Here is a 23,895-nt window from a genome sequence, read left to right on the forward strand (position 1 = left end):
GCCTCCTGTTGCCTGAAGAAGGGTAAATCATGACGAAATTAACCTGTTTCAAAGCCTACGATATTCGCGGCAGGCTGGGCGAAGAGCTGAATGAAGATATCGCGTGGCGTATTGGCCGCGCTTACGGTGAGTTCCTGAAGCCAAAAACGATTGTCCTCGGCGGTGATGTGCGCCTGACCAGCAAGACGCTAAAGCTGGCGCTGGCGAAAGGACTTCAGGATGCGGGGGTGGATGTGCTGGATATTGGCATGTCGGGTACCGAAGAGATTTATTTCGCCACCTTCCACCTGGGTATTGACGGCGGTATTGAAGTGACCGCCAGCCATAATCCGATGGATTACAACGGCATGAAGCTGGTGCGGGAAGGGGCACGGCCCATCAGCGGTGATACCGGTCTGCGCGACGTACAGCGCCTGGCGGAAGCCAACGACTTCCCGGCGGTTGATGAGACAAAACGTGGCCGCTACCAGCGTATTACTACCCGTGATGCCTACATTGACCACCTGCTGGGTTACATCAATCCCGCCAATCTGAAACCGATGAAGCTGGTGCTCAATTCCGGCAACGGCGCGGCAGGCCCTGTAGTGGACGCCATTGAAGCCCGTTTTAAAACATTGGGCGTGCCGGTCGAGTTTATCAAAATCCACAATACGCCGGATGGCAACTTCCCCAACGGTATTCCCAATCCTCTGCTGCCGGAATGTCGGGCTGACACGCGCAACGCGGTGATTGAACACGGCGCAGATATGGGGATTGCCTTCGACGGTGATTTTGACCGCTGCTTCCTGTTCGATGAAAAAGGTCAGTTCATTGAGGGTTACTACATTGTCGGCCTGCTGGCGGAGGCGTTTCTGGAGAAGAATCCGGGGGCGAAGATTATCCACGACCCGCGTCTGTCCTGGAACACCGTGGATGTGGTGACGGCGGCAGGCGGTAAACCGGTGATGTCAAAAACCGGGCACGCGTTTATCAAAGAGCGGATGCGCCATGAAGATGCCATTTACGGCGGTGAAATGAGTGCGCATCACTATTTCCGTGACTTTGCCTACTGTGACAGCGGCATGATCCCGTGGCTGCTGGTGGCTGAACTGCTTTGTCTGAAAGGACAGTCGCTGGGCGAACTGGTCCGCGACCGGATGGTGGCCTACCCGGCGAGTGGTGAAATAAACAGCACGCTGGCAGAGCCGGCGGCAGCGATTGCGCGCGTGGAGCAGCATTTTTCCTGTGAGGCGCTGACGGTAGACAGAACGGACGGTATCAGCATGTCGTTTGTCGACTGGCGCTTCAATTTACGCTCTTCCAATACCGAACCGGTGGTGCGCCTGAACGTGGAATCGCGCGGAGATATTCCGTTGATGGAAGCGCGAACGCGCACTCTTCTGGCGTTACTGAATCAGTAATGCTGGTGCTTCCTTTGCCCGATTCTGGGCAAAGGGTGACTAACAGGAACCACGATGACACATCTAAAGAAGCGCGAGCGCGCCAAAACCAATGCGTCGTTAATTTCGATGGTGCAACGCTTTTCAGATATCACCACCATGTTTGGCGGGTTGTGGGTAATCTGCGAATTTAATGGTTTGCCTTTCCTGTACATGCACCTGCTGGTGGCGCTGATCACGCTGGTCGTTTTTCAGATGCTCGGTGGCATAACGGATTTTTATCGCTCCTGGCGTGGTGTCAAAATGACCACTGAGCTGGTGCTGTTGCTGCAAAACTGGACGCTGAGCCTGATTTTTTGCGCAGGTCTGATCGCCTTTAATAACGATTTTGATAACCGTCTCGCCGTCTGGCTGGCGTGGTATCTGCTATCCAGCGTTGGCCTGGTGTTGAGTCGTTCGTTTATTCGCTACGTCGCGGGATGGCTGCGCAATCGCGGGTACAACACTCGCCGGGTGGCAGTGGCGGGGGACCTGCCAGTTGGACAAATGCTACTGGACAGTTTTCGCCATGAACCGTGGCTGGGGTTTGAAGTAGCAGGTATCTATCACGACCCTATCCCTGGAAAAAACTCCCGCGACTGGGCCGGTAATCTGCAACAACTGGTGGATGACGCTAAAGCCTCACGCATTCATAACGTTTATATCGCCATGTCGATGAGCGATGGTGCCAGCGTCAAAAAATTAGTGCGCGAGTTGGCCGATACCACCTGTTCAGTGCTCCTTATTCCTGATGTCTTTACCTTCAACATTCTGCATTCACGGATTGAAGAGATGAACGGCATTCCGGTGGTGCCGCTGTATGACACGCCACTCTCGGGGATTAATCGTCTGTTAAAGCGCGCGGAAGATATCGTGCTGGCTTCACTGATCCTGCTGCTTATTTCCCCGGTGCTGTGTGGCATAGCGCTACTGGTAAAACTGACCTCCAAAGGACCGGTGATTTTCCGCCAGACCCGTTACGGCATGGATGGGAAGCCGATCAAAGTCTGGAAGTTTCGCTCAATGAAAGTGATGGAGAACGACGCGGTGGTGACGCAGGCGACGCAAAACGATCCGCGCGTTACCCCTGTGGGAAATTTCCTGCGCCGGACGTCGCTCGATGAGCTGCCGCAGTTTATTAACGTGCTCACCGGGGGGATGTCTATCGTCGGACCACGTCCGCATGCGGTGGCGCATAACGAACAGTACCGCCAACTGATTGAGGGATACATGTTACGCCATAAGGTGAAACCGGGTATTACCGGCTGGGCGCAAATCAACGGCTGGCGCGGTGAAACCGATACGCTGGAAAAAATGGAGAAACGTGTGGAGTTTGACCTCGAATACATTCGCGAGTGGAGCGTGTGGTTCGATATCAAAATTGTTTTTCTGACGATATTCAAAGGCTTTGTTAACAAAGCGGCGTATTAACATGAGTTTACGAGAAAAAACGCTTAATGGCGCAAAGTGGTCGGCGATTGCCACGGTGATCATTATTGGGCTCGGACTTATTCAGATGACTGTCCTGGCGCGAATTATTGATAACCACCAGTTCGGGTTGTTAACCGTGTCGCTGGTGATCATAGCGCTGGCCGATACGCTGTCGGATTTCGGTATCGCCAACTCAATTATTCAACGCAAAGAGATTGGTTATCTGGAGCTGACGACGCTTTACTGGCTAAACGTTGGGCTGGGTATCGTGGTATGCGTGGCGATGTTTCTGCTGAGCGAGACGATTGCCCATGTGCTCAATAACCCAGAACTGGCACCGCTCATCAAAACCTTATCACTGGCGTTTGTGGTGATACCGCACGGGCAGCAGTTTCGCGCGCTGATGCAAAAAGAGCTGGCCTTCAACAAAATTGGCATGATTGAAACCAGTTCGGTGCTGGCTGGATTTACCTTTACCGTGGTCAGCGCCCATTTCTGGCCGCTCGCGCTGACGGCCATTCTTGGGTATCTGGTGAATAGTACGCTACGTACGCTGCTGTTCGGCTATTTTGGCCGCCGGATTTACCGTCCGGGGCTACATTTTTCACTGGCATCCGTTTCGTCGAACCTGCGTTTTGGCGCATGGCTGACGGCAGACAGCATCATCAATTACATCAATACCAACCTTTCCACGCTGGTTTTAGCTCGCACGTTGGGAGCTGGCGTGGCGGGCGGATTCAATCTCGCCTGGAACGTGGCGGTTGTCCCGCCGATCAAACTGAACCCGATTATCACCCGCGTGCTGTTTCCGGCGTTTGCCAAAATCCAGGACGACAGCGAAAAACTACGGGTGAATTTTTACAAGCTGCTGTCAGTGGTTGGGATTATCAACTTCCCGGCGCTACTGGGACTGATGGTGGTGTCGGACAACGTGGTGCCGCTGGTGTTTGGCGAGAAGTGGAACGGCATTATTCCGGTCCTGCAACTATTGTGCATTGTGGGTCTGCTGCGCTCGGTGGGGAATCCAATAGGATCGCTCTTGATGGCGAAAGCCCGGGTCGATATCAGCTTCAAATTCAATGTGTTCAAAACCTTTCTGTTTATTCCTGCCATTTTCATTGGCGGTCATCTGGCGGGGGCGATTGGCGTGACGCTGGGCTTTCTGTTGGTCCAGGTGATTAACACGATCCTCAGCTACTTCGTGATGATCAAACCTGTTCTTGGCTCCAGCTACCGTCAGTACATGCTCAGCCTGTGGCTGCCGTTGTATCTCTCCTTACCAACCCTTGTGGTGAGCTATGCGTTGGGCTTAACCCTGCGTAACCAGGTGCCATTAAGCGCGCTGCTGGGGATCCAGATAGCGGCAGGAACACTGGTGTTTGCGCTAATGATTGTGCTGTCGCGCCATCCGCTGGTGGTGGAAATAAAACGCCAACTCTGTCGCAGTGAAAAAATGAAAACCTTGCTCCGTGCGGGATAAGAACAACGTTTTAAGAGGTCATAATGAAATTACTAATTTTAGGCAACCATACCTGCGGGAACCGAGGGGATAGCGCGATCCTGCGCGGTTTGCTGGATGCCATTAACGCGTTGCGTCCCGAGACCGAAGTGGATGTGATGAGCCGTTACCCGGTGAGCTCTTCGTGGTTGTTAAACCGCCCGGTGATGGGCGACCCGCTGTATTTGCAGATGAAGCAACATAACAACGCAGCAGGGGTTATGGGGCGCGTGAAGAAAGTGCTGCGTCGTCGCTATCAGCATCAGGTACTGCTCTCGCGTGTTACCGATTCCGGTAATCTGCGCAACATCGCTATCGCCCAGGGCTTTACCGATTTTGTCCGTCTGCTGTCGCGCTATGACGCCATCATCCAGGTCGGCGGATCGTTCTTTGTCGATCTGTATGGCGTGCCGCAGTTTGAACATGCCCTGTGTTCGTTTATGGCGAAAAAACCGCTGTACATGATTGGTCACAGCGTGGGGCCATTCCAGGATGAGCAGTTTAATCAACTGGCGAACTACGTGTTTGGTCACTGTAATGCGCTGATTTTACGTGAATCCGTCAGTCTGGATCTGATGAAGCGCAGCGCAATTACCACGGATAAAGTCGAAACAGGCGTGGATACGGCCTGGCTGGTCGACAACCATCATGAGGATTTTGAGCCAGGTTATGCGGTACAGCACTGGTTAGACATGGCGGCTAAACAGAAGACCGTTGCCATTACATTGCGTGAGCTGGCTCCTTTTGATAAGCGTCTGGGGACAACGCAGCAGGCCTATGAGCAAGCCTTTTCCGGAGTGGTGAACCGCATCCTCGACGAAGGTTACCAGGTGATAGCGCTGTCAACCTGCACCGGTATTGATAGTTACAACAAAGATGACCGCATGGTGGCGTTAAACCTGCGCCAGTATGTTAACGATCCGGCCCGATATCACGTGGTGATGGATGAACTTAACGATCTGGAGATGGGGAAGATTCTGGGCGCATGCGATCTGACGGTGGGGACTCGCTTGCATTCTGCCATCATCTCGATGAATTTTATGACGCCTGCCATCGCCATTAACTACGAGCACAAATCGGCCGGGATCATGCAACAACTGGGGTTACCGGAGATGGCTGTTGATATTCGTCATCTTCTCGATGGCAGTCTCGAAGGGAAGGTTGCCGATACTCTCGGACAGTTACCTGAGCTGCGCATACGTCTCGGCGACGCGGTTATGCGCGAACGCGAACGTGGGGTACGCATGGTGCAGTCGGTTTTAACGCGTATTGAGGGGGAAAAATGAAGATTGGTTTTTTTCTGCTTAAATTTCCGCTCTCCTCCGAGACATTTGTACTCAATCAGATAACCGCATTTATTGATATGGGCTATGACGTGGAGATTGTCGCTTTGCAGAAAGGCGATCTTGAAAATACTCATGCCTCCTTTAATACCTACCGTCTGGGTGAAAAAACTCGCTGGTTGCTGAATGAACCGGAAAGCAAACTGGCGAAACTGAAATATAGGGCAGCGGCGGCTCTGCACGGTATTACCCGCGCAGCGACCTGGAAAGCGCTTAATGTTGCACGCTATGGTGAGGAGGCGCGCAATCTGATTTTGGCTGCTATTTGCGGCGGGAATCCGCGAGCATTTGAGGCGGATGTCTTTATTGCTCATTTTGGGCCCGCAGGCGTAACGGCCGCCAAGCTGCGTGAGCTTGGGATGATCCGCGGAAAAATCGCCACGGTATTTCATGGGGTTGATGTTTCGCACCGGGGCGTTTTGGCCCGCTATACCCCTGAGTATCAGCAACTGTTTCAACGTGGAGATTTGATGTTACCCATCAGCAATCTCTGGGCCGGACGTTTAAAAAACATGGGATGCCCGCCGCAAAAAATCGCGGTTTCGCGTATGGGCATTGATATGACGCGTTTTACCCCTCGCCAACTAAAAGCACCAGCCGCACCGCTGGAAATAATCTCTGTTGCCCGGTTAACCGAGAAAAAAGGACTGCACCTCGCCATCGAAGCTTGTCGTCAGTTAAAAGAGCAGGGCGTTTCATTTCGTTATCGAATTCTGGGTATCGGCCCTTGGGAGCGTCGTTTACGTACGCTGATCGAGCAATATCAACTCGATGGCGTTATTGAGATGCCCGGCTTTAAGCCCAGTCATCAAGTAAAGGAGATGCTTGAACAGGCGGATGTATTTTTGCTGCCTTCGATCACCGGAAGAGACGGCGATATGGAAGGGATCCCGGTGGCACTGATGGAGGCAATGGCGGTGGGTATTCCGGTGATTTCCACCGTTCACAGCGGGATCCCGGAGCTGGTCGAGTCGGGTAAATCAGGCTGGCTGGCACCGGAAAACGACGCGCAGGCACTGGCAGAGCGTTTAGCGGCATTTAGCCTGCTCGACAGTGAGCAGGTACAGTCGATTGTTCAGTGTGCGCGCGAAAAAATTGAAAATGAATTTAATCAGTTAGCTATCAATAAACAGTTAGCCAGTCTGCTGCAAACGATGTAAATCGAGGTTGTATGTCAGAGAACAAACTCTCACGCCGTACTTTTCTGACGGCGGGCTCTGCGCTTGTCGTGCTGCATTCTCCCGTTGTTCGCGCGCTTGAATCATCGGGCAGCGTCAACATTCAGGATTACAACCCACAGGATTGGGTGGCCTCTTTCAGGCAGGCGTTCAAAGAAGGGCAAATGGTCGTCGTACCAAAAGGCCTGGAATGTAAGGATCTCAATACTGCTATTGTTATTCCGCCAGGCAAAACGCTCTTCATACAAGGGCGAATAAGTGGCAATGGCCGTGGGCGCTTTATTCTGCAGGATGGATGCAAAGTGGTGGGCGAGCAGGGCGGGAGCCTGAAGAACGTTACCCTGGATGTGCGTGGTTCGGACTGTGTAATAAAAAGAATTGCCATGAGCGGTTTCGGTCCGGTGACGCAAATCTATATCGGCGGTAAAACTTCAAGGCTGATGCGTAATCTGATTATCGATGATATTACTGTCACACGCGCTAACTATGGGATTTTGCGTCAGGGTTTTCATAACCGAATGGATGGCGTAAAGATTACAAACTGCCGTTTTAGCGATCTCCAGGGAGATGCCATTGAGTGGAATGTGGCGATCAACGACAGCAACATCCTCATTTCTGACCATGTCATTGAACGTATTAACTGTACCAATGGCAATGTGAACTGGGGCATCGGTATCGGGCTGGCAGGCAGTACCTATGATAATAGCTATCCCGATGAACTGGCGGTAAAAAACTTCGTGGTGGCGAACATCACCGGTACCGACTGTCGGCAGTTAGTTCATGTGGAGAACGGCAAGCATTTTATCATTCGTAATATTACCGCGCGAAATATCACCCCGGATTTCAGTAAGAAAGCAGGCATTGATAATGCGACGGTTGCTATTTATGGATGTGATAACTTCGTGATTGATAATATCAATATGGAGAACAGCGCAGGTATGCTCATTGGTTATGGCGTCATCAAAGGTCGATATTTATCCATTCCACAAAACTTTAAGCTAAATAATATCCATCTCGATAACACCAAACGTGAATACAAATTACGCGGAATTCAGATCTCCTCTGGTAATGCAACGTCATTCGTGGCCATCACCAACGTGGAGATGAAGCGTGCCACGCTTGAGTTGCACAACCAACCGCAGCACCTTTTTTTACGTAACGTCAGGGTGATGCAGCAATCGGCCACGGGGCCCGCACTTAAGATGCACTTCGATCTGCGCCAGGACGTACGCGGTAAGTTTATGGCCAGGCAGGACACACTACTCTCACTGGCCAACGTACATGCAGTAAACGAAGCTGGGCAAAGTTCAGTTGACATTGACCGTATAAACCATCAGGTAGTGAATGTCGAAGCGGTGAATTTTCGACTACCGGGGCAGGGGAGGTAACTTTGCGACCATTCCTGGCTCAAGTCGCACATACTTGAGCTTAAGATTACTGCATTCTACAGATAAGCGGCGTAACATACGCGGCAACTGTACAATGTAATTCATACTGGCTAAAACAAGCTAAAAAGCTATAATTCAGCAACTAATGAATAGGTGAATGACTTAATGATTAATTTTAAAGCAGTTATTCCGGTAGCGGGCCTGGGGATGCACATGTTGCCTGCCACGAAGGCAATCCCTAAAGAGATGCTGCCGATCGTAGACAAGCCGATGATTCAATACATTGTCGACGAAATTGTAGCTGCGGGTATCAAAGAAATCGTTCTGGTAACTCATGCGTCTAAGAACGCGGTTGAGAACCACTTCGACACCTCTTACGAACTCGAATCGTTGCTTGAGCAGCGTGTTAAGCGCCAGTTATTAGCCGAGGTGCAGTCTATCTGTCCTCCGGGCGTGACTATCATGAACGTCCGTCAGGCTCAGTTACTGGGTCTGGGTCACTCCATTCTTTGTGCTCGTCCTATCATTGGTGATAACCCGTTTGTCGTGGTATTACCTGACGTTATTCTGGATACCGCAAGTGCGGATCCGCTGCGCTACAACCTCGCTGCCATGGTGGCACGTTTCAATGAAACCGGGCGCAGCCAAGTACTGGCTAAACGCATGGATGGCGATCTGTCTGAGTACTCGGTTATTCAAACCAAAGAGCCTTTAGACAACGAAGGTAAAGTCAGCCGTATCGTTGAATTTATTGAAAAACCGGATCAGCCGCAAACGCTGGATTCCGATCTGATGGCCGTAGGACGCTACGTGCTTTCTGCTGATATCTGGGCAGAGCTGGAAAAAACTGCTCCAGGTGCCTGGGGACGTATTCAACTGACTGATGCCATTGCAGAGTTGGCTAAAAAACAGTCTGTTGATGCTATGCTGATGACGGGTGACAGCTACGACTGCGGTAAAAAGATGGGCTACATGCAGGCATTCGTTAAGTATGGGCTGCGTAACCTGAAAGAAGGGCCGAAGTTCCGTAAGAGCATTGAGAAGCTTCTTAGCGAGTAGATATTTACAAGCCTTTGTGACGGTAAGCCAGAAAAAATAGCGGCAGCTAACATCCCAGTCTCTATGCTTTATGCTGAGGGGTGTTACTGTCGCTTTTTATTTTAAAAACAATAGATAACAAGAAGTTAACCTACTAAGTTTAATCTGTTTTTGATTGGATTTTTCCTTGTTTCCGACTGCATTTGGTAAGACAATTAGCGTTTGAATTTAGCGTGCTTTGCGAAAGCTGGCGGGGCTGGTTACATCTTTATCCATCAAGTAGTGCTCTGGTTGCTGTAAGGCCAGGGGCGGTAGCGTGCGTAAATATCCAGACGCAGGCATTGTACACCAGCATTTTAATAGTAGTCATATAAACGATATTCGGAATTAAAACGTGAAAATACTTGTTACTGGTGGGGCGGGTTTCATTGGATCTGCAGTTGTTCGTCATATTATTAAAGATACTCAGGATACCGTTATTAATGTCGATAAACTAACCTATGCCGGTAACCTTGAGTCTCTTGCTGAAGTCAGCGAAAGTCATCGCTATCACTTCGAGCATGCGGATATCTGTGATAAAGCGGCAATGGAGCGCATTTTTGCCACTCATCAACCAGATGCGGTGATGCATCTGGCGGCAGAAAGTCATGTTGATCGCTCTATAACGGGGCCGGCAGCGTTTATTGAAACGAATATCGTCGGTACTTATGTGTTACTGGAAGCCGCTCGTAGTTACTGGAATACTCTGGATGCGGATAAGAAAGCGGCGTTCCGTTTCCACCATATCTCTACGGATGAAGTATATGGCGACCTGCCACACCCAGACGAAGTATCTGCCGGTAGCGTGTTGCCTCTGTTTACGGAAAAGACAGCATATGCGCCGAGTAGCCCGTATTCTGCTTCTAAGGCATCCAGCGATCACCTGGTTCGCGCATGGTTACGTACCTATGGTTTCCCAACAATTGTCACCAACTGCTCCAATAACTACGGGCCGTATCATTTCCCTGAAAAGCTGATCCCGCTGGTGATTCTTAATGCGCTGGAAGGTAAGGCATTGCCAATCTATGGTAAAGGCGATCAGATTCGCGACTGGCTGTATGTTGAAGATCATGCCCGAGCACTGTATACCGTGGTGACCCAGGGTGTAGTCGGTGAAACCTACAATATCGGTGGGCATAACGAGAAGAAAAACCTGGATGTGGTACATACTATTTGCGATCTGCTCGATGAGATTGTGCCTAAAGAGGGTTCTTACCGCGATCAACTGACCTACGTCACTGACCGCCCCGGTCACGATCGTCGTTATGCGATTGATGCAGCAAAAATCAGTGATGAGCTGGGCTGGAAACCGCAGGAAACATTTGAAAGCGGTATCCGTAAAACGGTGGAGTGGTATTTGAATAATACCCAGTGGGTTGAGAATGTGAAGAGTGGCGCTTATAAAACCTGGATTGAACAGAATTACGGAGAGCGTCAGTAATGAATATTCTCCTCTTTGGCAAAAATGGACAGGTGGGTTGGGAACTTCAACGCGCATTAGCACCTCTTGGAAAAATTATTGCGCTTGATGTCCACTCGAAAGATTATTGCGGCGATTTCAGTAACCCAGAGGGCGTTGCGGAAACCGTACGTCGAATCCGCCCAGATGTGATCGTGAATGCGGCTGCGCACACGGCAGTAGATAAAGCTGAGTCAGAAGTTGAGTTTGCAACACTGCTCAATGCGCGAAGTGTCGAAGCTATCGCCAAAGCTGCTTCAGAAACAGGGGCATGGGTCGTGCATTATTCGACTGATTATGTCTTTCCTGGTACTGGGGAAACTCCATGGCGTGAAGATGATGCTACTGCACCGTTGAATGTTTATGGTGAAACAAAATTGGCGGGTGAGAAAGCGCTTCAGGATAATTGTGTCCGGCATTTAATTTTCCGTACCAGTTGGGTTTACGCGGGTAAAGGTAATAACTTTGCAAAAACCATGCTACGTTTTGCAAAAGAGCGCGAAGAAATGTCGGTGATTAACGATCAGTATGGTGCGCCCACAGGAGCTGAATTGCTAGCGGACTGTACGGCTCATGCAATACGTGTAGCGCTTAAACAACCTGAGGTTGCAGGACTGTATCACTTGGTGGCTAGTGGCACGACCACATGGCATGACTATGCAGCACTGGTATTCGATGAAGCACGTAAAGCGGGAATAAAACTGGCTATTAACAAGCTCAATGCCGTTCCTACCAGTGCATATCCTACCCCTGCGCGACGACCAAATAACTCTCGGCTAAACACTGATAAATTCCAGAACAAATTTGATCTGGTATTACCCGAGTGGGAGAGTGGTGTCAGACGTATGCTGGCTGAATTATTTACAACTACGACAGCTTAAAATTATTTTAAATGCCCTTTAATGGGCATTTTGACATATAAAGAGATCATGAAATGAAAACGCGTAAAGGCATTATATTAGCTGGTGGCTCTGGAACACGTCTTTATCCGGTGACAATGGCTGTTAGTAAACAATTGCTTCCGATCTATGATAAACCAATGATCTATTATCCGCTGTCCACGCTGATGTTAGCTGGGATTCGTGACATTCTGATTATTAGTACTCCACAGGATACCCCTCGATTTGAGCTGTTACTGGGTGACGGTAGTCAGTGGGGACTAAATCTGCAATATAAAGTACAACCGACGCCGGATGGCCTTGCTCAGGCATTTATTATTGGTGAAGAGTTTATCGGTAATGATGATTGTGCTTTAGTGCTTGGCGACAATATTTTTTACGGCCATGATCTTCCTAGATTAATGGAAACAGCCGTAAATAAAGAAAGTGGCGCAACTGTATTTGCCTATCATGTAAACGACCCTGAACGTTACGGTGTTGTAGAGTTCGACAAGGATGGCACAGCGATTAGCCTGGAAGAAAAACCACTTGAGCCAAAAAGTAATTATGCGGTGACAGGGCTGTATTTCTATGACAACGATGTTGTTGAAATGGCAAAGAACTTAAAACCTTCAGCACGTGGCGAGTTGGAAATTACAGACATTAACCGAATTTACATGGAGCAGGGGCGGTTATCTGTTGCAATGATGGGACGTGGCTATGCATGGCTGGATACAGGTACTCATCAAAGCTTAATCGAGGCAAGCAACTTTATTGCGACAATTGAAGAACGTCAGGGATTAAAAGTTTCTTGTCCGGAAGAAATTGCATATCGCAAAGGGTTTATTGATGCCGAACAGGTGATAAATCTCGCTCGCCCGTTATCAAAAAATATGTACGGGCAATACTTATTGAAAATGATTAATAACAAATATTAAAGAGAGAATCCTGATGGATCTTCAATTAATTCCATTGCAAAAGCATGGTGATGCTCGGGGTTTATTAGTAGCGCTCGAAGAACAAAGAAACATTCCTTTCGAAATCAAACGCATCTACTACATATTTGATACGCTTCAAGGAGTGAGGCGTGGATTTCATGCTCATAAAGCAACTCGTCAGGTTGCAGTTGTCGCACGAGGATCGTGTAAATTTCATATGGACAACGGGAAACATACAGAGGAGCTTGAGTTAAGCGATCCTGCTGTTGGTTTACTTATTGAACCCTACGTCTGGCATGAAATGTATGACTTCAGCGAAGACTGCATACTTATGGTCATTGCTAGTGATTATTATAACGAAGAAGACTACATTCGTGATTATGACGATTTTATGAGAATGATTGATGACAATGAATATTCATAAATTAAGTGATGTTCAGTCAACAAATATCGGCGAAGATACTCGTATCTGGCAATTTGTTGTAATTCTAAAAAATGCAGTTATTGGCCGTAATTGTAATATATGCGCCAATACGATGATTGAAAATGATGTTATTATTGGTAATAACGTCACTGTTAAAAGTGGCGTATATATTTGGGATGGTATAACGATTGAAGATGATGTATTCATTGGGCCTTGTGTAGCATTTACTAATGATAAACATCCCCGATCAAAAATGTATCCTGCGGCCTTTCTGAAAACCATTGTGAAAAAAGGGGCATCTATTGGTGCTAACGCCACTATTTTACCAGGAATTGAAATAGGGGAAAAAGCAATTGTAGGGGCTGGAAGTGTCGTGACTAAAAATGTACCACCTTATGCTGTTGTGGTCGGTAATCCAGCTAAAGTTGTCAAATGGATAAACAATGATGAAAAAAATTAATTTTCTAGACTTAAAAGCTATTAATGTACGACAAGCTCAGGAACTAACACAGACATTTACAAGAGTCTTAGAGTCTGGTTGGTATATAATGGGTGAAGAATTAAAGAAATTTGAAGAAGAATTTGCTGCATACTGTGGCGCTAAATATTGTATTGGTGTTGCCAATGGGTTAGATGCGCTTGTTTTAGTGCTCAGAGCATGGAAAGAGCTTGGCCTTATCAATGAAGGTGACGAAGTCCTGGTTCCTGCTAATACGTATATTGCATCCATTCTGGCTGTTACTGAAAATAAGCTCATACCCATCATGGTTGAGCCAGATATCGATACTTATAATATTAATCCAGAATTAATTGAGAAGCATATCACGAATAGAACAAAAGCTATTCTGCCTGTTCATCTATATGGGCAATTATGTGATATGAATTCTATTCAGAAAATTGCTAAAAAACATAATCTTCTGATTCTTGAGGATTGTGCTCAGTCACATGGTGCTGAATTAGACGGTATCAAATGTGGTGCTTTAGGTGATGCTGCAGGATTTAGCTTCTATCCGGGTAAAAATCTCGGTGCCTTAGGGGATGCTGGTGCTATCACAACTAATGATCCTAAACTGGCTGATGCAATTAAGGCATTGCGGAATTATGGGTCACATAAAAAATACGAAAATATATATTTAGGACAGAATAGCCGTCTGGATGAATTACAAGCAGCATTTTTAAGTGCAAAATTACCGTACTTGGCTGATGATACGTTGATTCGACAAACGATCGCTAATCGTTATCTTAATGAAATTAAGAATAGTAAAATTACTCTGCCTAAGGTTTCTCAGCAAGCATCACATGTTTGGCATTTGTTTGTTATAAGAACCTCAGAGAGGGAAACTCTGCAATCCTATTTAGCTGAACATGGAGTGCAGACCCTGATTCACTACCCGATCCCACCACATAAACAAGTTGCTTATAAGCAGTACGAAAACCTTCAATTACCAATATCAGAGAAGATTCATGCAGAAGTATTATCACTTCCGATAAGTCCGGTAATGAATGATGATGAAGTGGATTATGTTATTGAAGTGATAAATAATTATAAATAATGAAAAAATTTCTCCAGGTTACGATGTTAACTGCGATCTATACGTTTTTGAAAATGGTCGCAGGATTTGTTGTGGGGAAAGTTGTCGCTATTTATACTGGCCCAGCGGGATTAGCAATGCTGGGTCAAATACAAAGCTTGATGACCATAATAACTGGAATAACAGCTGCTCCGGTTAGTACCGGATTGGTGAGATATACAGCTGAAACATGGCCAGAGGGTGAGCAAGCATGCGTGCCATGGTGGCGCGCATGTGCGAAAATCTCCGCTGTACTTTTTTTAACTATTGTTCCTCTTACAATCCTATTTTCAACTCAGCTGTCATTGCTACTTTTTGAAACCCAAAAGTATGGATGGTTAATTATATTTGCATCTTGTGTTCTACCATGCTCTATAGTTAATACAATGATCGCATCTGTTCTTAATGGGCAACAGCACTTCAAAAAATTCATTTTTTTAGGTATGTTGTCGGTTATTATTTCAACCGCCATCATGTCACTTTTGGTCATCTACTTTGGTATTAATGGAGCACTTATTGCGACGGCACTAAATGGCGCAATAGCTGGCATTGTGCTGTTCCTGTCATGTATTAAACAGTCCTGGCTAAGGTTCCGTTTTTGGTTTGGTAAAACGGAACCGTATCATATGAAAGCTATCGGGAAATATACTTTGATGGCATTAACTACGGCTGCAGCTGGCCCTGTTTCTCTTATCTGTGTTCGTAATATTTTAGTAGACCAAACTAATTGGAGTGATGCCGGACACTGGCAAGCCGTTTGGAAAATATCTGAGGTTTATCTGAGTGTTGTGACTATTGCGCTTGCAACATATTTTCTACCCAAACTGGCAATTTTGAAAGATAGTATCTTAATAAAGAGAGAAATAAATACCACTCTTCCCTATGTAATGGGGATAACAGTCTGTATGGCATTAGTTATTTACCTTCTTCGTGATTTTAGCATTACCTTGCTTTTCACAGAAGAGTTTAGAACTGCCAGAGAACTGTTTGGTATGCAGCTTATTGGCGATGTAATTAAAATAGCTGGTTTTATGTATGCATACCCTTTACAAGCGCAAGGGCATACAAAGCTATTTATAAGCACGGAAATTTTATTTTCGCTATTATTTGTTGCAAGCTGTTATGTATTAGTCGGGATTTATGGTGTGCATGGAGCTAATTTAGCCTATACATTTACCTATACAGCTTATTTCATATTTGCATTTATATTTACAAATTTTGTAAATGTTAAAAGCCGTAAAAACGAGGGTGCTCTTTGAAGATTATTATCCCTGTTGTCGGGTTTGGTAAAGCCGGTGGTGAGCGCGTGCTTTCAAAGTTAGCAACAGAATTAAAAAACTTTGGCCATGATGTGGTTTTCATAGCACCAGAGCATAGTGGTGAACCATATTATCAGACTTCCGCCACTGTCAAGTATAGTAAGTTTAATAAGCAAGGAAGCAAAGTAGCCAGATTCTTTAGTCGCTATTTTAATTTATGGCGCGCTTGTTTACGAGAGAAACCTGATGCAGTCATAGCGAACCTTCACCTTGTTGCTTATTTAGTTGCGCTGTTACCTATCGCAACCTCAAAGAAATTTTACTATATACAAGCATATGAGGTCATGTTTGGTCAAAATAACCTGTCTCGTTTAATTGCCTATGTAACGTATCTTCTACCGCTGCGAAAAATAGTAAACCACAAGGATTTGCTACCAAAAAAAATCAATAATATTGAAGGTGTTGTGCCCGCAGGGATTGATTTGAATTTATTCAGGCCAGAACTACCGGTTCGTTCTGAGCCTGTAAGATGTATAGGCATAATTGGACGGAAAGAAAGACATAAAGGAACTAATGAAACTGTTGATCTGATCTGTAACTTGAAAATTACTAGTAACATTACTCTAAATGTTGCTATTTACCTTAGTGATGAAAATAAGCAAAAACTAGAGAAAGCAAAAATTAATTGGAATTATTACGATATAGCTTGTGATGAGGAACTGTCAGCCTTTTACAAAAGAAATCAACTTGTCATAGCTACTGGACTTATTGAGGATGGTGCATTTCATTATCCCTGTGCTGAAGCTATGGCTTGCGGTTGTTTAGTGATATCCAATTATGCGCCGCTAATAGATACAAGTAGTAATTTCAGCATCCCAACTTTTGATAGCGCTATTATTACTACAAAAATAGAAAAGGCATTTTCACTGAAAAGTGAAGAACTTGATCATGAGATACAACAGAATATGCTTGCAGTAAGTCAGTATAGCTGGGACGTAGTTGGACGTAAATTAAACGCAATACTTCATAAGTAATGCATTATGCTAAAAGTATGGAAAGAAACGAAACATGAAGATCATCGAAACATCTATCCCTGATTTGTTAGTGCTCGAGCCAGCAGTTTTCGGCGATTCGCGTGGCTTTTTTATGGAGAGTTTTAATCAACAGATTTTTGAAAATGCCATTGGCAAACAAGTGAATTTTGTACAAGACAATCACTCAAAATCTGTGATGGGCGTTCTGCGAGGTTTACATTACCAACTGAATCCATGTGCTCAAGGTAAACTGGTTAGATGTACTGTTGGTGAAGTGTTTGATGTAGCAGTTGATCTGCGTAAGGATTCGCCAACCTTCAAACAATGGGTGGGGGTGACTCTTTCCGCAGAAAATAAGCGACAATTTTGGATCCCGGAAGGATTTGCTCACGGATTTTTGGTGACAAGTACGGAGGCTGAGTTTTTATATAAAACAACTGATTACTATGCTCCTGAAGTTCAAAAAGCTATTGCATACAATGATCCTACTTTAAACATAGCTTGGCCTGAAATTGGTATTGATTATATATTATCAGCGAAAGATAAAGATGCGGTGTTGTTTGAATCGTTAAAAGTTCAAGATTTATTCTAACCGAACTGTTGCCTTTATCATGAAAGGCAACAGAAAATTAAATGTTGTTATACCTATAGTATTTATATGAGTTATGATAATAAACTAAACAATCGCAATACAAATTTCATGAACATTTCATATTTTGTAATGTTCTCTCTCTCTGTTATTGGTTTTTTCCTGTCTAACACTCAGTTTATTGGCTTCAGCCGTGATTATGAGAATTACAAATTAATATTTTCTGGACAGGAGTCTGGTGTAGTATTAGAGTTTTTTTATCGAGTATTAATGCTGTTTACCAGAAACTATGAGTATATAATTCTGATAGTCTCATTATTAGCTATGCTCATTAAGTTGCGTTTTTTAGCTCGATACACAAAGAATAACCAGGCTTTGCTTGTTTTTCTTATTTATTATGCTTCAATAGCTGTATGGTTACTTGATTACACCCAGTTTAGAAATGGGCTTTGTGTTTCAGTACTAATGTTTTCAATGTATTATTTATTTAACAAACAATTAGGTTTATATTATCTGGCTGTTTGTCTGGCAATTACTGCTCACTGGTCAGCGCTACCATTCCTGTTGTTATATCCATATGTTCATAGTAAAAATATAAGACTCTTAGGTAACATAATTGGTATCGCTCTGATTCTAATATTTTTGATGGGCTATTCTGAAGGATTGATTCTTTCAATACGGGAATATGGTCTTGGGCAGAAAATTGGCAATGATGATCATGTTAATCTGATTAACTCACTGTCATTGACATTTGTTGCATGGTATATACTTTCGATGATGGTTATCGAATCTAAAGTTCGGGGCCTCTATCGTTATTTTTTTAGTTTTGCTATTCTGCAATACACTATATTTGTACTGTTTTCCCTGCCTGTCTTAGCATTTAGAGTGTTGGAGATGTATTTATTCTTGATGTTGACAATAGATATCTTCATTAATAAAGACAAACCGGGTTTACTGCCTCTTTTGGGGAAAATTATTATAATTATATATTTGGCATTTTACTATCATGTTCTTTTCGGAGTTGTTAATGGATAAGCATATTGGTGCTGTAATTGTAACTTATAATCCTATAATAGCCAGGATGTATGAATGTATTGATTCTTTAGTTAAGCAAGTTGATAGGGTTATTATTGTTGATAACGGCTCTGATAAAGCAGAAGAACTAGAGCAATTGAAAAGCGATAGTACTGAAATTATCTTTTTGAATGAGAATAAAGGCATCGCATTTGCACAAAATCGTGGGGTAGAGGCGGCACTTCAAAAATATGATGCTCAGTATCTCTTTTTTTCAGATCAGGATACTGTGTTTCCTTCAGATACGATTGAAAAATTGCTTACCTGTTTTAACTTACACAGTTCTGCACATGATAAAAATATTGGCTGTGTATCGCCTTTTTTTAACGATCATCGGACTGGCTATGTTCATCCCTCTGTATCATTAAATTTATTTACAAGTACTAAAACAATCTCTCAGAGCGACTCAGAAGATCTCTTTCCATCACATGTAATTGCCTCTGGAATGCTAATCTCCAGAGATGCCTGGGAAACGGTTGGGCCTTTTCGTGAGGACTTGTTTATTGACTGGGTTGATACCGAGTGGTGTTGGCGTGCACATTCAAAGGGATATAAAACGGTGCAAACTCCCTCAGTAATGATTTCTCATGAACTAGGTTATGGGCAAAAGAATTTTGCTGGTCGTTCTGTGACAATTCATAATTCATTCAGAAATTATTACAAAATACGTAACGCACTTTATCTTATGTTGTATTCAGATTATGAATTTAAATATCGATATCATCTATTCTTTCACTCTGCAAAGAATATTATTTTTGAAGTGCTTTACTCAAAAAATAAAATAAAATCGATAGGAGTTGCTTGGAAAGCGATTTCTGATGCATTTCTTAAGAAGATGAATAAAGGTAATTAATTTAAAGGTGTAAAATGAGTAGCTCTTCGTGTAAAAAAATTGCTGTGGTAGGTACGGTTGGTATACCAGCATGTTATGGTGGATTTGAGTCTTTAGTTCAAAACTTGGTTGATTATCAATCTGACAATATAAAATATCAGGTTTTTTGCTCATCCCCAAAATATGATAAAAAATTGGAAAGTTATCACAATGCTGAACTAATTTATCTGCCTCTTAATGCGAATGGTCCATCTAGTATTTTATACGATATTCTGTGTCTGCTGGTATGCTTAATTAAGAAACCTGATGTGGTGTTAGTTCTCGGTGTTTCTGGATGCATATTTTTACCTTTTTATCGTTTATTCTCCAGATCACGAGTAATAACCAATATAGATGGCCTTGAATGGCGTCGGAATAAGTGGAGCAATAAAGCTAAATGGTTCCTGAAAAAATCAGAAAAAATTGCAGTTAAATATTCTGATATTGTCATTTCGGATAATCAGGCGATTGCTGAATATGTGAAGAGTGAGTATGGGCGCAAGAGTGAAGTTATTGCCTATGGCGGTGATCACGCTGTTGCAGTCAATACTGAAATCCATTTAGACAAAAATGTAGGGCAGGACTATTTCTTTGCACTGTGTAGAATTGAACCAGAAAATAATGTAGACATGATTCTCGAATCATTTTCTGCATCGGATGTACGTCTGAAATTTATGGGAAACTGGGATAATAGTGAATATGGCATAGCGTTAAAGAAAAAATACATGACCTTTTCGAATATTGATATCCTTGATCCAGATTATAACATTGCCAATTTATATTCTTTGCGTAAACATTGCATTGCATATATTCATGGTCATTCCGCAGGTGGTACTAATCCATCGTTGGTCGAAGCAATGCACTTCAGTATTCCTGTAATTGCATTCGATTGTACCTTTAACAGATATACAACCGATAATCTTGCCCTTTATTTTTCAGATACCAATGAGTTGAAACTTGCTGTTGATGAATTACAGCGTGGACTAAATACGAATATGGGGCAAGAATTAAAAGAATATGCTAACAAAAAATACTGCTGGAAAAACATAGCCGCATTTTACGAAAGATTGTTTTAAATTTTCATGTGATTGTTATTTTACTGAATCATTAATGTTGAATTATAATGAAACTAAATAAACTAGTGGTATGCATTTTAAGTTCTGCATTACTATATGCTGCGATTTTAGTGTATGCCGATAGATTAGATCTGTTGTTTTGCTTTGTTATCGAATTTATCTTTATTTGCGTTGCGCTCAACTTTATCACTGTCGCTATTATAAAAAGAATAGTATGGGGCCTTTATTTTGTTGTTTTAGGTATTCAGGCCGCATCTTTATTCTCGTCAGGGCAATACCTGATGCCGCTTGCATTATCGAATAGTGCAGAGTTTGAGGCGTTGGGTATAAAAACGTTCGTCAAAGTCGTGGGCGTATTTCTTGTTTTTGTCTTATTCTCACAAGTCTCAGTCTGGCGTGGTAGAGCAACAACCAATAAAATAGTAAATATTACATTTGCGATTATTTCTCTGATTGTTTCATTCTTTGCTCAGGGACCTATTTACGAGTTGTATACAACAGTAAAATATTACTATTTACAGGTGACATTCAAACCTAATGCAAAAATCGGTGAGGCGGGAAATGTTTTTTTAAAATCTAATTTTTTTACGCAACCAATAGAATCAAGTTTAAATTTTAAAAACTATAATGTGATTGTTATTTTTGCGGAAGGAATATCCTCCGAGGTTATTGGTAAAACGAATGGCCGAACGTTTTCTGTTACCCCCAATATTGATCGATTGAAAAATGAAGGGATAAATTTCACGAATTATTTCAATCATACCGCTGCAACTTTTCGTGGCTTGCGCGGACAGTTGACATCGGGTTTTCAGTATCGTGACGGAGTTACAAATGAAGGCACAGGTATAGATCAATTATCAACAACGGAAATTGATAATATCTATCTTCATCGTCAGGTTTCTCTCCCGGAAATTTTAACTAAATTCGGTTATCATAATTATTTTATTGCGTCTACGGAGAAAAGTAGTCCGCTGAACACAATGCTTAAAACGCTCAGGTTTGATAACGTGTTAGGGATGGGGAATTTTGTCGGTTATCAAAATGATCGAATGACAGACAAACAGACATTCAACGCATTGCAAGATTTTTTGCGTTCAAAAGAAAAAGATCATGAACGATTTTTTATTGGTGTTTATCCTTCGGGGACACACCACGGGCAAGATAGCCCTAATGAGAAATTTTCTGACGGCAAGAATGCATATTACAATAAATTCTATAACTATGATTATCAATTAGGAAAGTTTGTTGATTTCTTTAAGAACAGCAGTTTTTATGACAACACATTGCTGGTCATCACCACAGATCATGCAACATTTCCATCAACTGACTATAAAAAAAGTTTCAATAGCACCGCACCATTCTTTGTGAATCGCATCCCATTAATTATCCTCGGGAAAAACGTTAAGCCGCAAGTTGTAGATGCTCAAGGAACTAACTCACTTAGCTTAGCACCAACATTGTTACAAATGCTTGGTATCCAGTATTCAATGAATTATTTCTTGGGTTGTTCATTGTTTGATGCCACTTGTAACTCAGCGTTTTCTCATTCAACCGCTATTGGTGATGACTTTTTCATGACTAATAAAGATGGAACAGTTACCTTGTTGCCTTACAACGATGACAGTGAAGCTAAGCATCTTATTAAGCAATTTTATAATATTAGTGGTTAGCATTCCGCACCGGGGATGTGGGTATCATAGGAAGCTGCTCTTATGTTGCACCTTTAGCTATCAGCATCACCTTAAACTGAGTTAACATCTAAGCCACAATTCAAGCCGCGCATACATCGCGCGGTGACCACACCTGACAGGAGTATGTAATGTCCAAGCAACAGATCGGCGTCGTCGGTATGGCAGTGATGGGGCGCAACCTGGCGCTCAACATCGAAAGCCGTGGTTATACCGTCTCCATCTTCAACCGCTCCCGTGAAAAAACTGAGGAAGTTGTTGCCGAGAACCCGGGTAAAAAACTGGTGCCTTATTACACGGTGAAAGAGTTCGTCGAGTCTCTTGAAACCCCTCGTCGTATCCTGTTAATGGTGAAAGCGGGCGCTGGCACCGATGCTGCCATCGATTCCCTGAAGCCGCACCTGGACAAAGGCGACATCATCATTGATGGCGGCAACACCTTCTTCCAGGATACCATTCGTCGTAACCGCGAACTCTCTGCAGAAGGCTTTAACTTCATAGGCACTGGTGTATCCGGCGGTGAAGAAGGTGCCCTGAAAGGCCCTTCTATCATGCCTGGCGGGCAGAAAGAGGCCTACGAACTGGTTGCTCCGATTTTGACTAAAATTGCAGCGATCGCTGAAGATGGCGAACCGTGCGTGACCTATATCGGTGCCGATGGCGCGGGTCACTATGTGAAGATGGTTCACAACGGGATCGAATATGGCGATATGCAGCTGATTGCGGAAGCCTATTCTCTGCTGAAAGGCGGTTTGAACCTGTCTAACGAAGAGCTGGCAACTACTTTCACTGAGTGGAATGAAGGCGAGCTGAGCAGCTATCTGATCGACATCACCAAAGATATCTTCACCAAAAAAGATGAAGAGAGTAAATACCTGGTTGACGTGATCCTGGACGAAGCGGCCAACAAAGGTACCGGTAAATGGACCAGCCAGAGCTCTCTGGATCTGGGCGAACCGCTGTCGCTGATCACCGAATCCGTATTCGCTCGCTACATCTCTTCTCTGAAAGACCAGCGCGTTGCGGCATCTAAAGTGCTGTCTGGCCCGCAGGCTAAACTGGCTGGTGATAAAGCAGAGTTTGTTGAGAAGGTCCGTCGCGCGCTGTATTTGGGCAAAATCGTCTCTTATGCTCAGGGCTTCTCTCAACTGCGTGCCGCATCTGACGAATACAACTGGGATCTGAACTACGGCGAAATCGCGAAGATCTTCCGCGCGGGCTGCATCATTCGTGCGCAGTTCCTGCAGAAAATCACCGACGCCTATGCTGAAAACAAAGGCATCGCGAACCTGCTGCTGGCCCCGTACTTCAAAAACATTGCTGATGAATATCAGCAAGCGCTGCGTGATGTAGTGGCTTACGCTGTGCAGAACGGTATTCCGGTACCGACCTTCTCTGCAGCAGTAGCCTACTACGATAGCTACCGTTCTGCGGTACTGCCGGCTAACCTGATCCAGGCCCAGCGCGACTACTTCGGTGCACATACGTATAAACGCACCGATAAAGAAGGTGTGTTCCACACCGAATGGCTGGATTAATCTGATTTAGTCAAACTGTAAATGCAGGCCCGGAGCGTTCCTCCGGGCTTTTTTATTGCCAAAAAATGGGATTCAGTCAGGTCCGATATCCGGTGTTGTAGCAAATCACGATATACTGGCGCAATGCAGAGCCGATGCGCCACGTTGTTGGCAGCGTGTTCAC

The 23,895-nt window shown here is 44.5% G+C and carries 21 protein-coding genes; all 21 read left to right on the plus strand.

Annotated features, from left to right (window positions below; all coding sequences use genetic code 11):
* Positions 1-29: 29 nt before the first annotated feature.
* Positions 30-1,400 carry a phosphomannomutase/phosphoglucomutase gene (gene cpsG, locus OGV71_RS14780; protein ID WP_204583460.1) on the plus strand — a complete coding sequence of 457 codons (1,371 nt, stop codon included), beginning with the start codon at positions 30-32 and terminating at the stop codon, positions 1,398-1,400.
* A 54-nt stretch (positions 1,401-1,454) separates the two neighbouring features.
* The gene (wcaJ, locus tag OGV71_RS14785) at positions 1,455-2,849 is read left to right on the plus strand and encodes an undecaprenyl-phosphate glucose phosphotransferase (protein ID WP_204583461.1); all 1,395 of its coding nucleotides are present in this window, start codon (positions 1,455-1,457) and stop codon (positions 2,847-2,849) included.
* 1 nt (position 2,850) lies between these two features.
* Entirely contained in the window at positions 2,851-4,329 is a 1,479-nt protein-coding gene (wzxC, locus tag OGV71_RS14790; RefSeq protein ID WP_204583462.1) for an MOP flippase family protein, read from the plus strand.
* Between the two features lie 23 nt (positions 4,330-4,352).
* On the plus strand, positions 4,353-5,633 hold the full coding sequence (wcaK, locus tag OGV71_RS14795) for a colanic acid biosynthesis pyruvyl transferase WcaK (RefSeq protein ID WP_086504313.1): 1,281 nt from the start codon (positions 4,353-4,355) through the stop codon (positions 5,631-5,633).
* On the plus strand, positions 5,630-6,850 hold the full coding sequence (wcaL, locus tag OGV71_RS14800; RefSeq protein ID WP_086504312.1) for a colanic acid biosynthesis glycosyltransferase WcaL: 1,221 nt from the start codon (positions 5,630-5,632) through the stop codon (positions 6,848-6,850). The genes wcaK and wcaL overlap by 4 nt, the downstream gene beginning before the upstream one ends.
* A gap of 11 nt (positions 6,851-6,861) precedes the next feature.
* Complete coding sequence (gene wcaM, locus OGV71_RS14805; RefSeq protein ID WP_086504311.1) at positions 6,862-8,256, plus strand: colanic acid biosynthesis protein WcaM; 1,395 nt, start codon at positions 6,862-6,864, stop codon at positions 8,254-8,256.
* A gap of 165 nt (positions 8,257-8,421) precedes the next feature.
* Positions 8,422-9,315 (plus strand): GalU regulator GalF, encoded by an 894-nt coding sequence (gene galF, locus OGV71_RS14810; protein ID WP_286533562.1) that lies wholly within the window; start codon positions 8,422-8,424, stop codon positions 9,313-9,315.
* A 373-nt stretch (positions 9,316-9,688) separates the two neighbouring features.
* On the plus strand, positions 9,689-10,774 hold the full coding sequence (rfbB, locus tag OGV71_RS14815) for a dTDP-glucose 4,6-dehydratase (RefSeq protein WP_194857591.1): 1,086 nt from the start codon (positions 9,689-9,691) through the stop codon (positions 10,772-10,774).
* Complete coding sequence (rfbD, locus tag OGV71_RS14820; RefSeq protein ID WP_003841822.1) at positions 10,774-11,673, plus strand: dTDP-4-dehydrorhamnose reductase; 900 nt, start codon at positions 10,774-10,776, stop codon at positions 11,671-11,673. Before rfbB ends, rfbD begins: the two co-directional genes overlap by 1 nt.
* Before the next feature lie 53 nt (positions 11,674-11,726).
* Entirely contained in the window at positions 11,727-12,608 is an 882-nt protein-coding gene (gene rfbA / locus OGV71_RS14825) for a glucose-1-phosphate thymidylyltransferase RfbA (protein WP_286533563.1), read from the plus strand.
* A 13-nt stretch (positions 12,609-12,621) separates the two neighbouring features.
* Positions 12,622-13,032 (plus strand): sugar 3,4-ketoisomerase, encoded by a 411-nt coding sequence (locus tag OGV71_RS14830; RefSeq protein ID WP_194857594.1) that lies wholly within the window; start codon positions 12,622-12,624, stop codon positions 13,030-13,032.
* Positions 13,019-13,492, plus strand: coding sequence for an acyltransferase (locus OGV71_RS14835; RefSeq protein ID WP_257651204.1), 474 nt, complete (start codon positions 13,019-13,021; stop codon positions 13,490-13,492). The genes OGV71_RS14830 and OGV71_RS14835 overlap by 14 nt, the downstream gene beginning before the upstream one ends.
* Positions 13,479-14,585 (plus strand): DegT/DnrJ/EryC1/StrS family aminotransferase, encoded by a 1,107-nt coding sequence (locus OGV71_RS14840; RefSeq protein ID WP_286533802.1) that lies wholly within the window; start codon positions 13,479-13,481, stop codon positions 14,583-14,585. The genes OGV71_RS14835 and OGV71_RS14840 overlap by 14 nt, the downstream gene beginning before the upstream one ends.
* Positions 14,586-14,608: 23 nt before the next feature.
* Entirely contained in the window at positions 14,609-15,862 is a 1,254-nt protein-coding gene (locus OGV71_RS14845) for an O-antigen translocase (protein ID WP_286533564.1), read from the plus strand.
* Positions 15,859-16,896, plus strand: a complete 1,038-nt coding sequence (locus OGV71_RS14850; protein ID WP_257651072.1) for a glycosyltransferase family 4 protein — start codon at positions 15,859-15,861, stop codon at positions 16,894-16,896. Before OGV71_RS14845 ends, OGV71_RS14850 begins: the two co-directional genes overlap by 4 nt.
* 34 nt (positions 16,897-16,930) lie before the next feature.
* Positions 16,931-17,488 carry a dTDP-4-dehydrorhamnose 3,5-epimerase gene (gene rfbC, locus OGV71_RS14855; protein WP_194857598.1) on the plus strand — a complete coding sequence of 186 codons (558 nt, stop codon included), beginning with the start codon at positions 16,931-16,933 and terminating at the stop codon, positions 17,486-17,488.
* A gap of 66 nt (positions 17,489-17,554) precedes the next feature.
* On the plus strand, positions 17,555-18,520 hold the full coding sequence (locus tag OGV71_RS14860) for an EpsG family protein (RefSeq protein ID WP_194857599.1): 966 nt from the start codon (positions 17,555-17,557) through the stop codon (positions 18,518-18,520).
* Positions 18,513-19,412: a glycosyltransferase family 2 protein gene (locus tag OGV71_RS14865; RefSeq protein WP_194857600.1), complete on the plus strand. Its 900-nt coding sequence runs from the start codon at positions 18,513-18,515 to the stop codon at positions 19,410-19,412. The genes OGV71_RS14860 and OGV71_RS14865 overlap by 8 nt, the downstream gene beginning before the upstream one ends.
* A 14-nt stretch (positions 19,413-19,426) precedes the next feature.
* Complete coding sequence (locus tag OGV71_RS14870; protein WP_286533566.1) at positions 19,427-20,506, plus strand: DUF1972 domain-containing protein; 1,080 nt, start codon at positions 19,427-19,429, stop codon at positions 20,504-20,506.
* A gap of 47 nt (positions 20,507-20,553) precedes the next feature.
* Positions 20,554-22,176 (plus strand): LTA synthase family protein, encoded by a 1,623-nt coding sequence (locus tag OGV71_RS14875; protein ID WP_241745222.1) that lies wholly within the window; start codon positions 20,554-20,556, stop codon positions 22,174-22,176.
* A gap of 149 nt (positions 22,177-22,325) precedes the next feature.
* Positions 22,326-23,732, plus strand: coding sequence for an NADP-dependent phosphogluconate dehydrogenase (gene gnd, locus OGV71_RS14880; RefSeq protein ID WP_204583463.1), 1,407 nt, complete (start codon positions 22,326-22,328; stop codon positions 23,730-23,732).
* Positions 23,733-23,895: the final 163 nt, after the last annotated feature.

It is taken from the genome of Citrobacter sp. Cf088, assembly GCF_030334295.1.
Taxonomy (GTDB): domain Bacteria; phylum Pseudomonadota; class Gammaproteobacteria; order Enterobacterales; family Enterobacteriaceae; genus Citrobacter; species Citrobacter freundii.

Coding starts and splice junctions, on each gene's coding strand:
- wcaK (WP_086504313.1), top strand. CDS start 4,353: ATGAAATTACTAATTTTAGGCAACCATACCTGCGGGAACCGAGGGGAT.
- OGV71_RS14830 (WP_194857594.1), top strand. CDS start 12,622: ATGGATCTTCAATTAATTCCATTGCAAAAGCATGGTGATGCTCGGGGT.
- cpsG (WP_204583460.1), top strand. CDS start 30: ATGACGAAATTAACCTGTTTCAAAGCCTACGATATTCGCGGCAGGCTG.
- OGV71_RS14870 (WP_286533566.1), top strand. CDS start 19,427: ATGAGTAGCTCTTCGTGTAAAAAAATTGCTGTGGTAGGTACGGTTGGT.
- rfbC (WP_194857598.1), top strand. CDS start 16,931: ATGAAGATCATCGAAACATCTATCCCTGATTTGTTAGTGCTCGAGCCA.
- wcaL (WP_086504312.1), top strand. CDS start 5,630: ATGAAGATTGGTTTTTTTCTGCTTAAATTTCCGCTCTCCTCCGAGACA.
- galF (WP_286533562.1), top strand. CDS start 8,422: ATGATTAATTTTAAAGCAGTTATTCCGGTAGCGGGCCTGGGGATGCAC.
- gnd (WP_204583463.1), top strand. CDS start 22,326: ATGTCCAAGCAACAGATCGGCGTCGTCGGTATGGCAGTGATGGGGCGC.
- OGV71_RS14865 (WP_194857600.1), top strand. CDS start 18,513: ATGGATAAGCATATTGGTGCTGTAATTGTAACTTATAATCCTATAATA.
- rfbA (WP_286533563.1), top strand. CDS start 11,727: ATGAAAACGCGTAAAGGCATTATATTAGCTGGTGGCTCTGGAACACGT.
- OGV71_RS14875 (WP_241745222.1), top strand. CDS start 20,554: ATGAAACTAAATAAACTAGTGGTATGCATTTTAAGTTCTGCATTACTA.
- OGV71_RS14860 (WP_194857599.1), top strand. CDS start 17,555: ATGAGTTATGATAATAAACTAAACAATCGCAATACAAATTTCATGAAC.
- rfbD (WP_003841822.1), top strand. CDS start 10,774: ATGAATATTCTCCTCTTTGGCAAAAATGGACAGGTGGGTTGGGAACTT.
- wzxC (WP_204583462.1), top strand. CDS start 2,851: ATGAGTTTACGAGAAAAAACGCTTAATGGCGCAAAGTGGTCGGCGATT.
- OGV71_RS14840 (WP_286533802.1), top strand. CDS start 13,479: ATGAAAAAAATTAATTTTCTAGACTTAAAAGCTATTAATGTACGACAA.
- OGV71_RS14835 (WP_257651204.1), top strand. CDS start 13,019: ATGAATATTCATAAATTAAGTGATGTTCAGTCAACAAATATCGGCGAA.
- OGV71_RS14845 (WP_286533564.1), top strand. CDS start 14,609: ATGTTAACTGCGATCTATACGTTTTTGAAAATGGTCGCAGGATTTGTT.
- wcaM (WP_086504311.1), top strand. CDS start 6,862: ATGTCAGAGAACAAACTCTCACGCCGTACTTTTCTGACGGCGGGCTCT.
- wcaJ (WP_204583461.1), top strand. CDS start 1,455: ATGACACATCTAAAGAAGCGCGAGCGCGCCAAAACCAATGCGTCGTTA.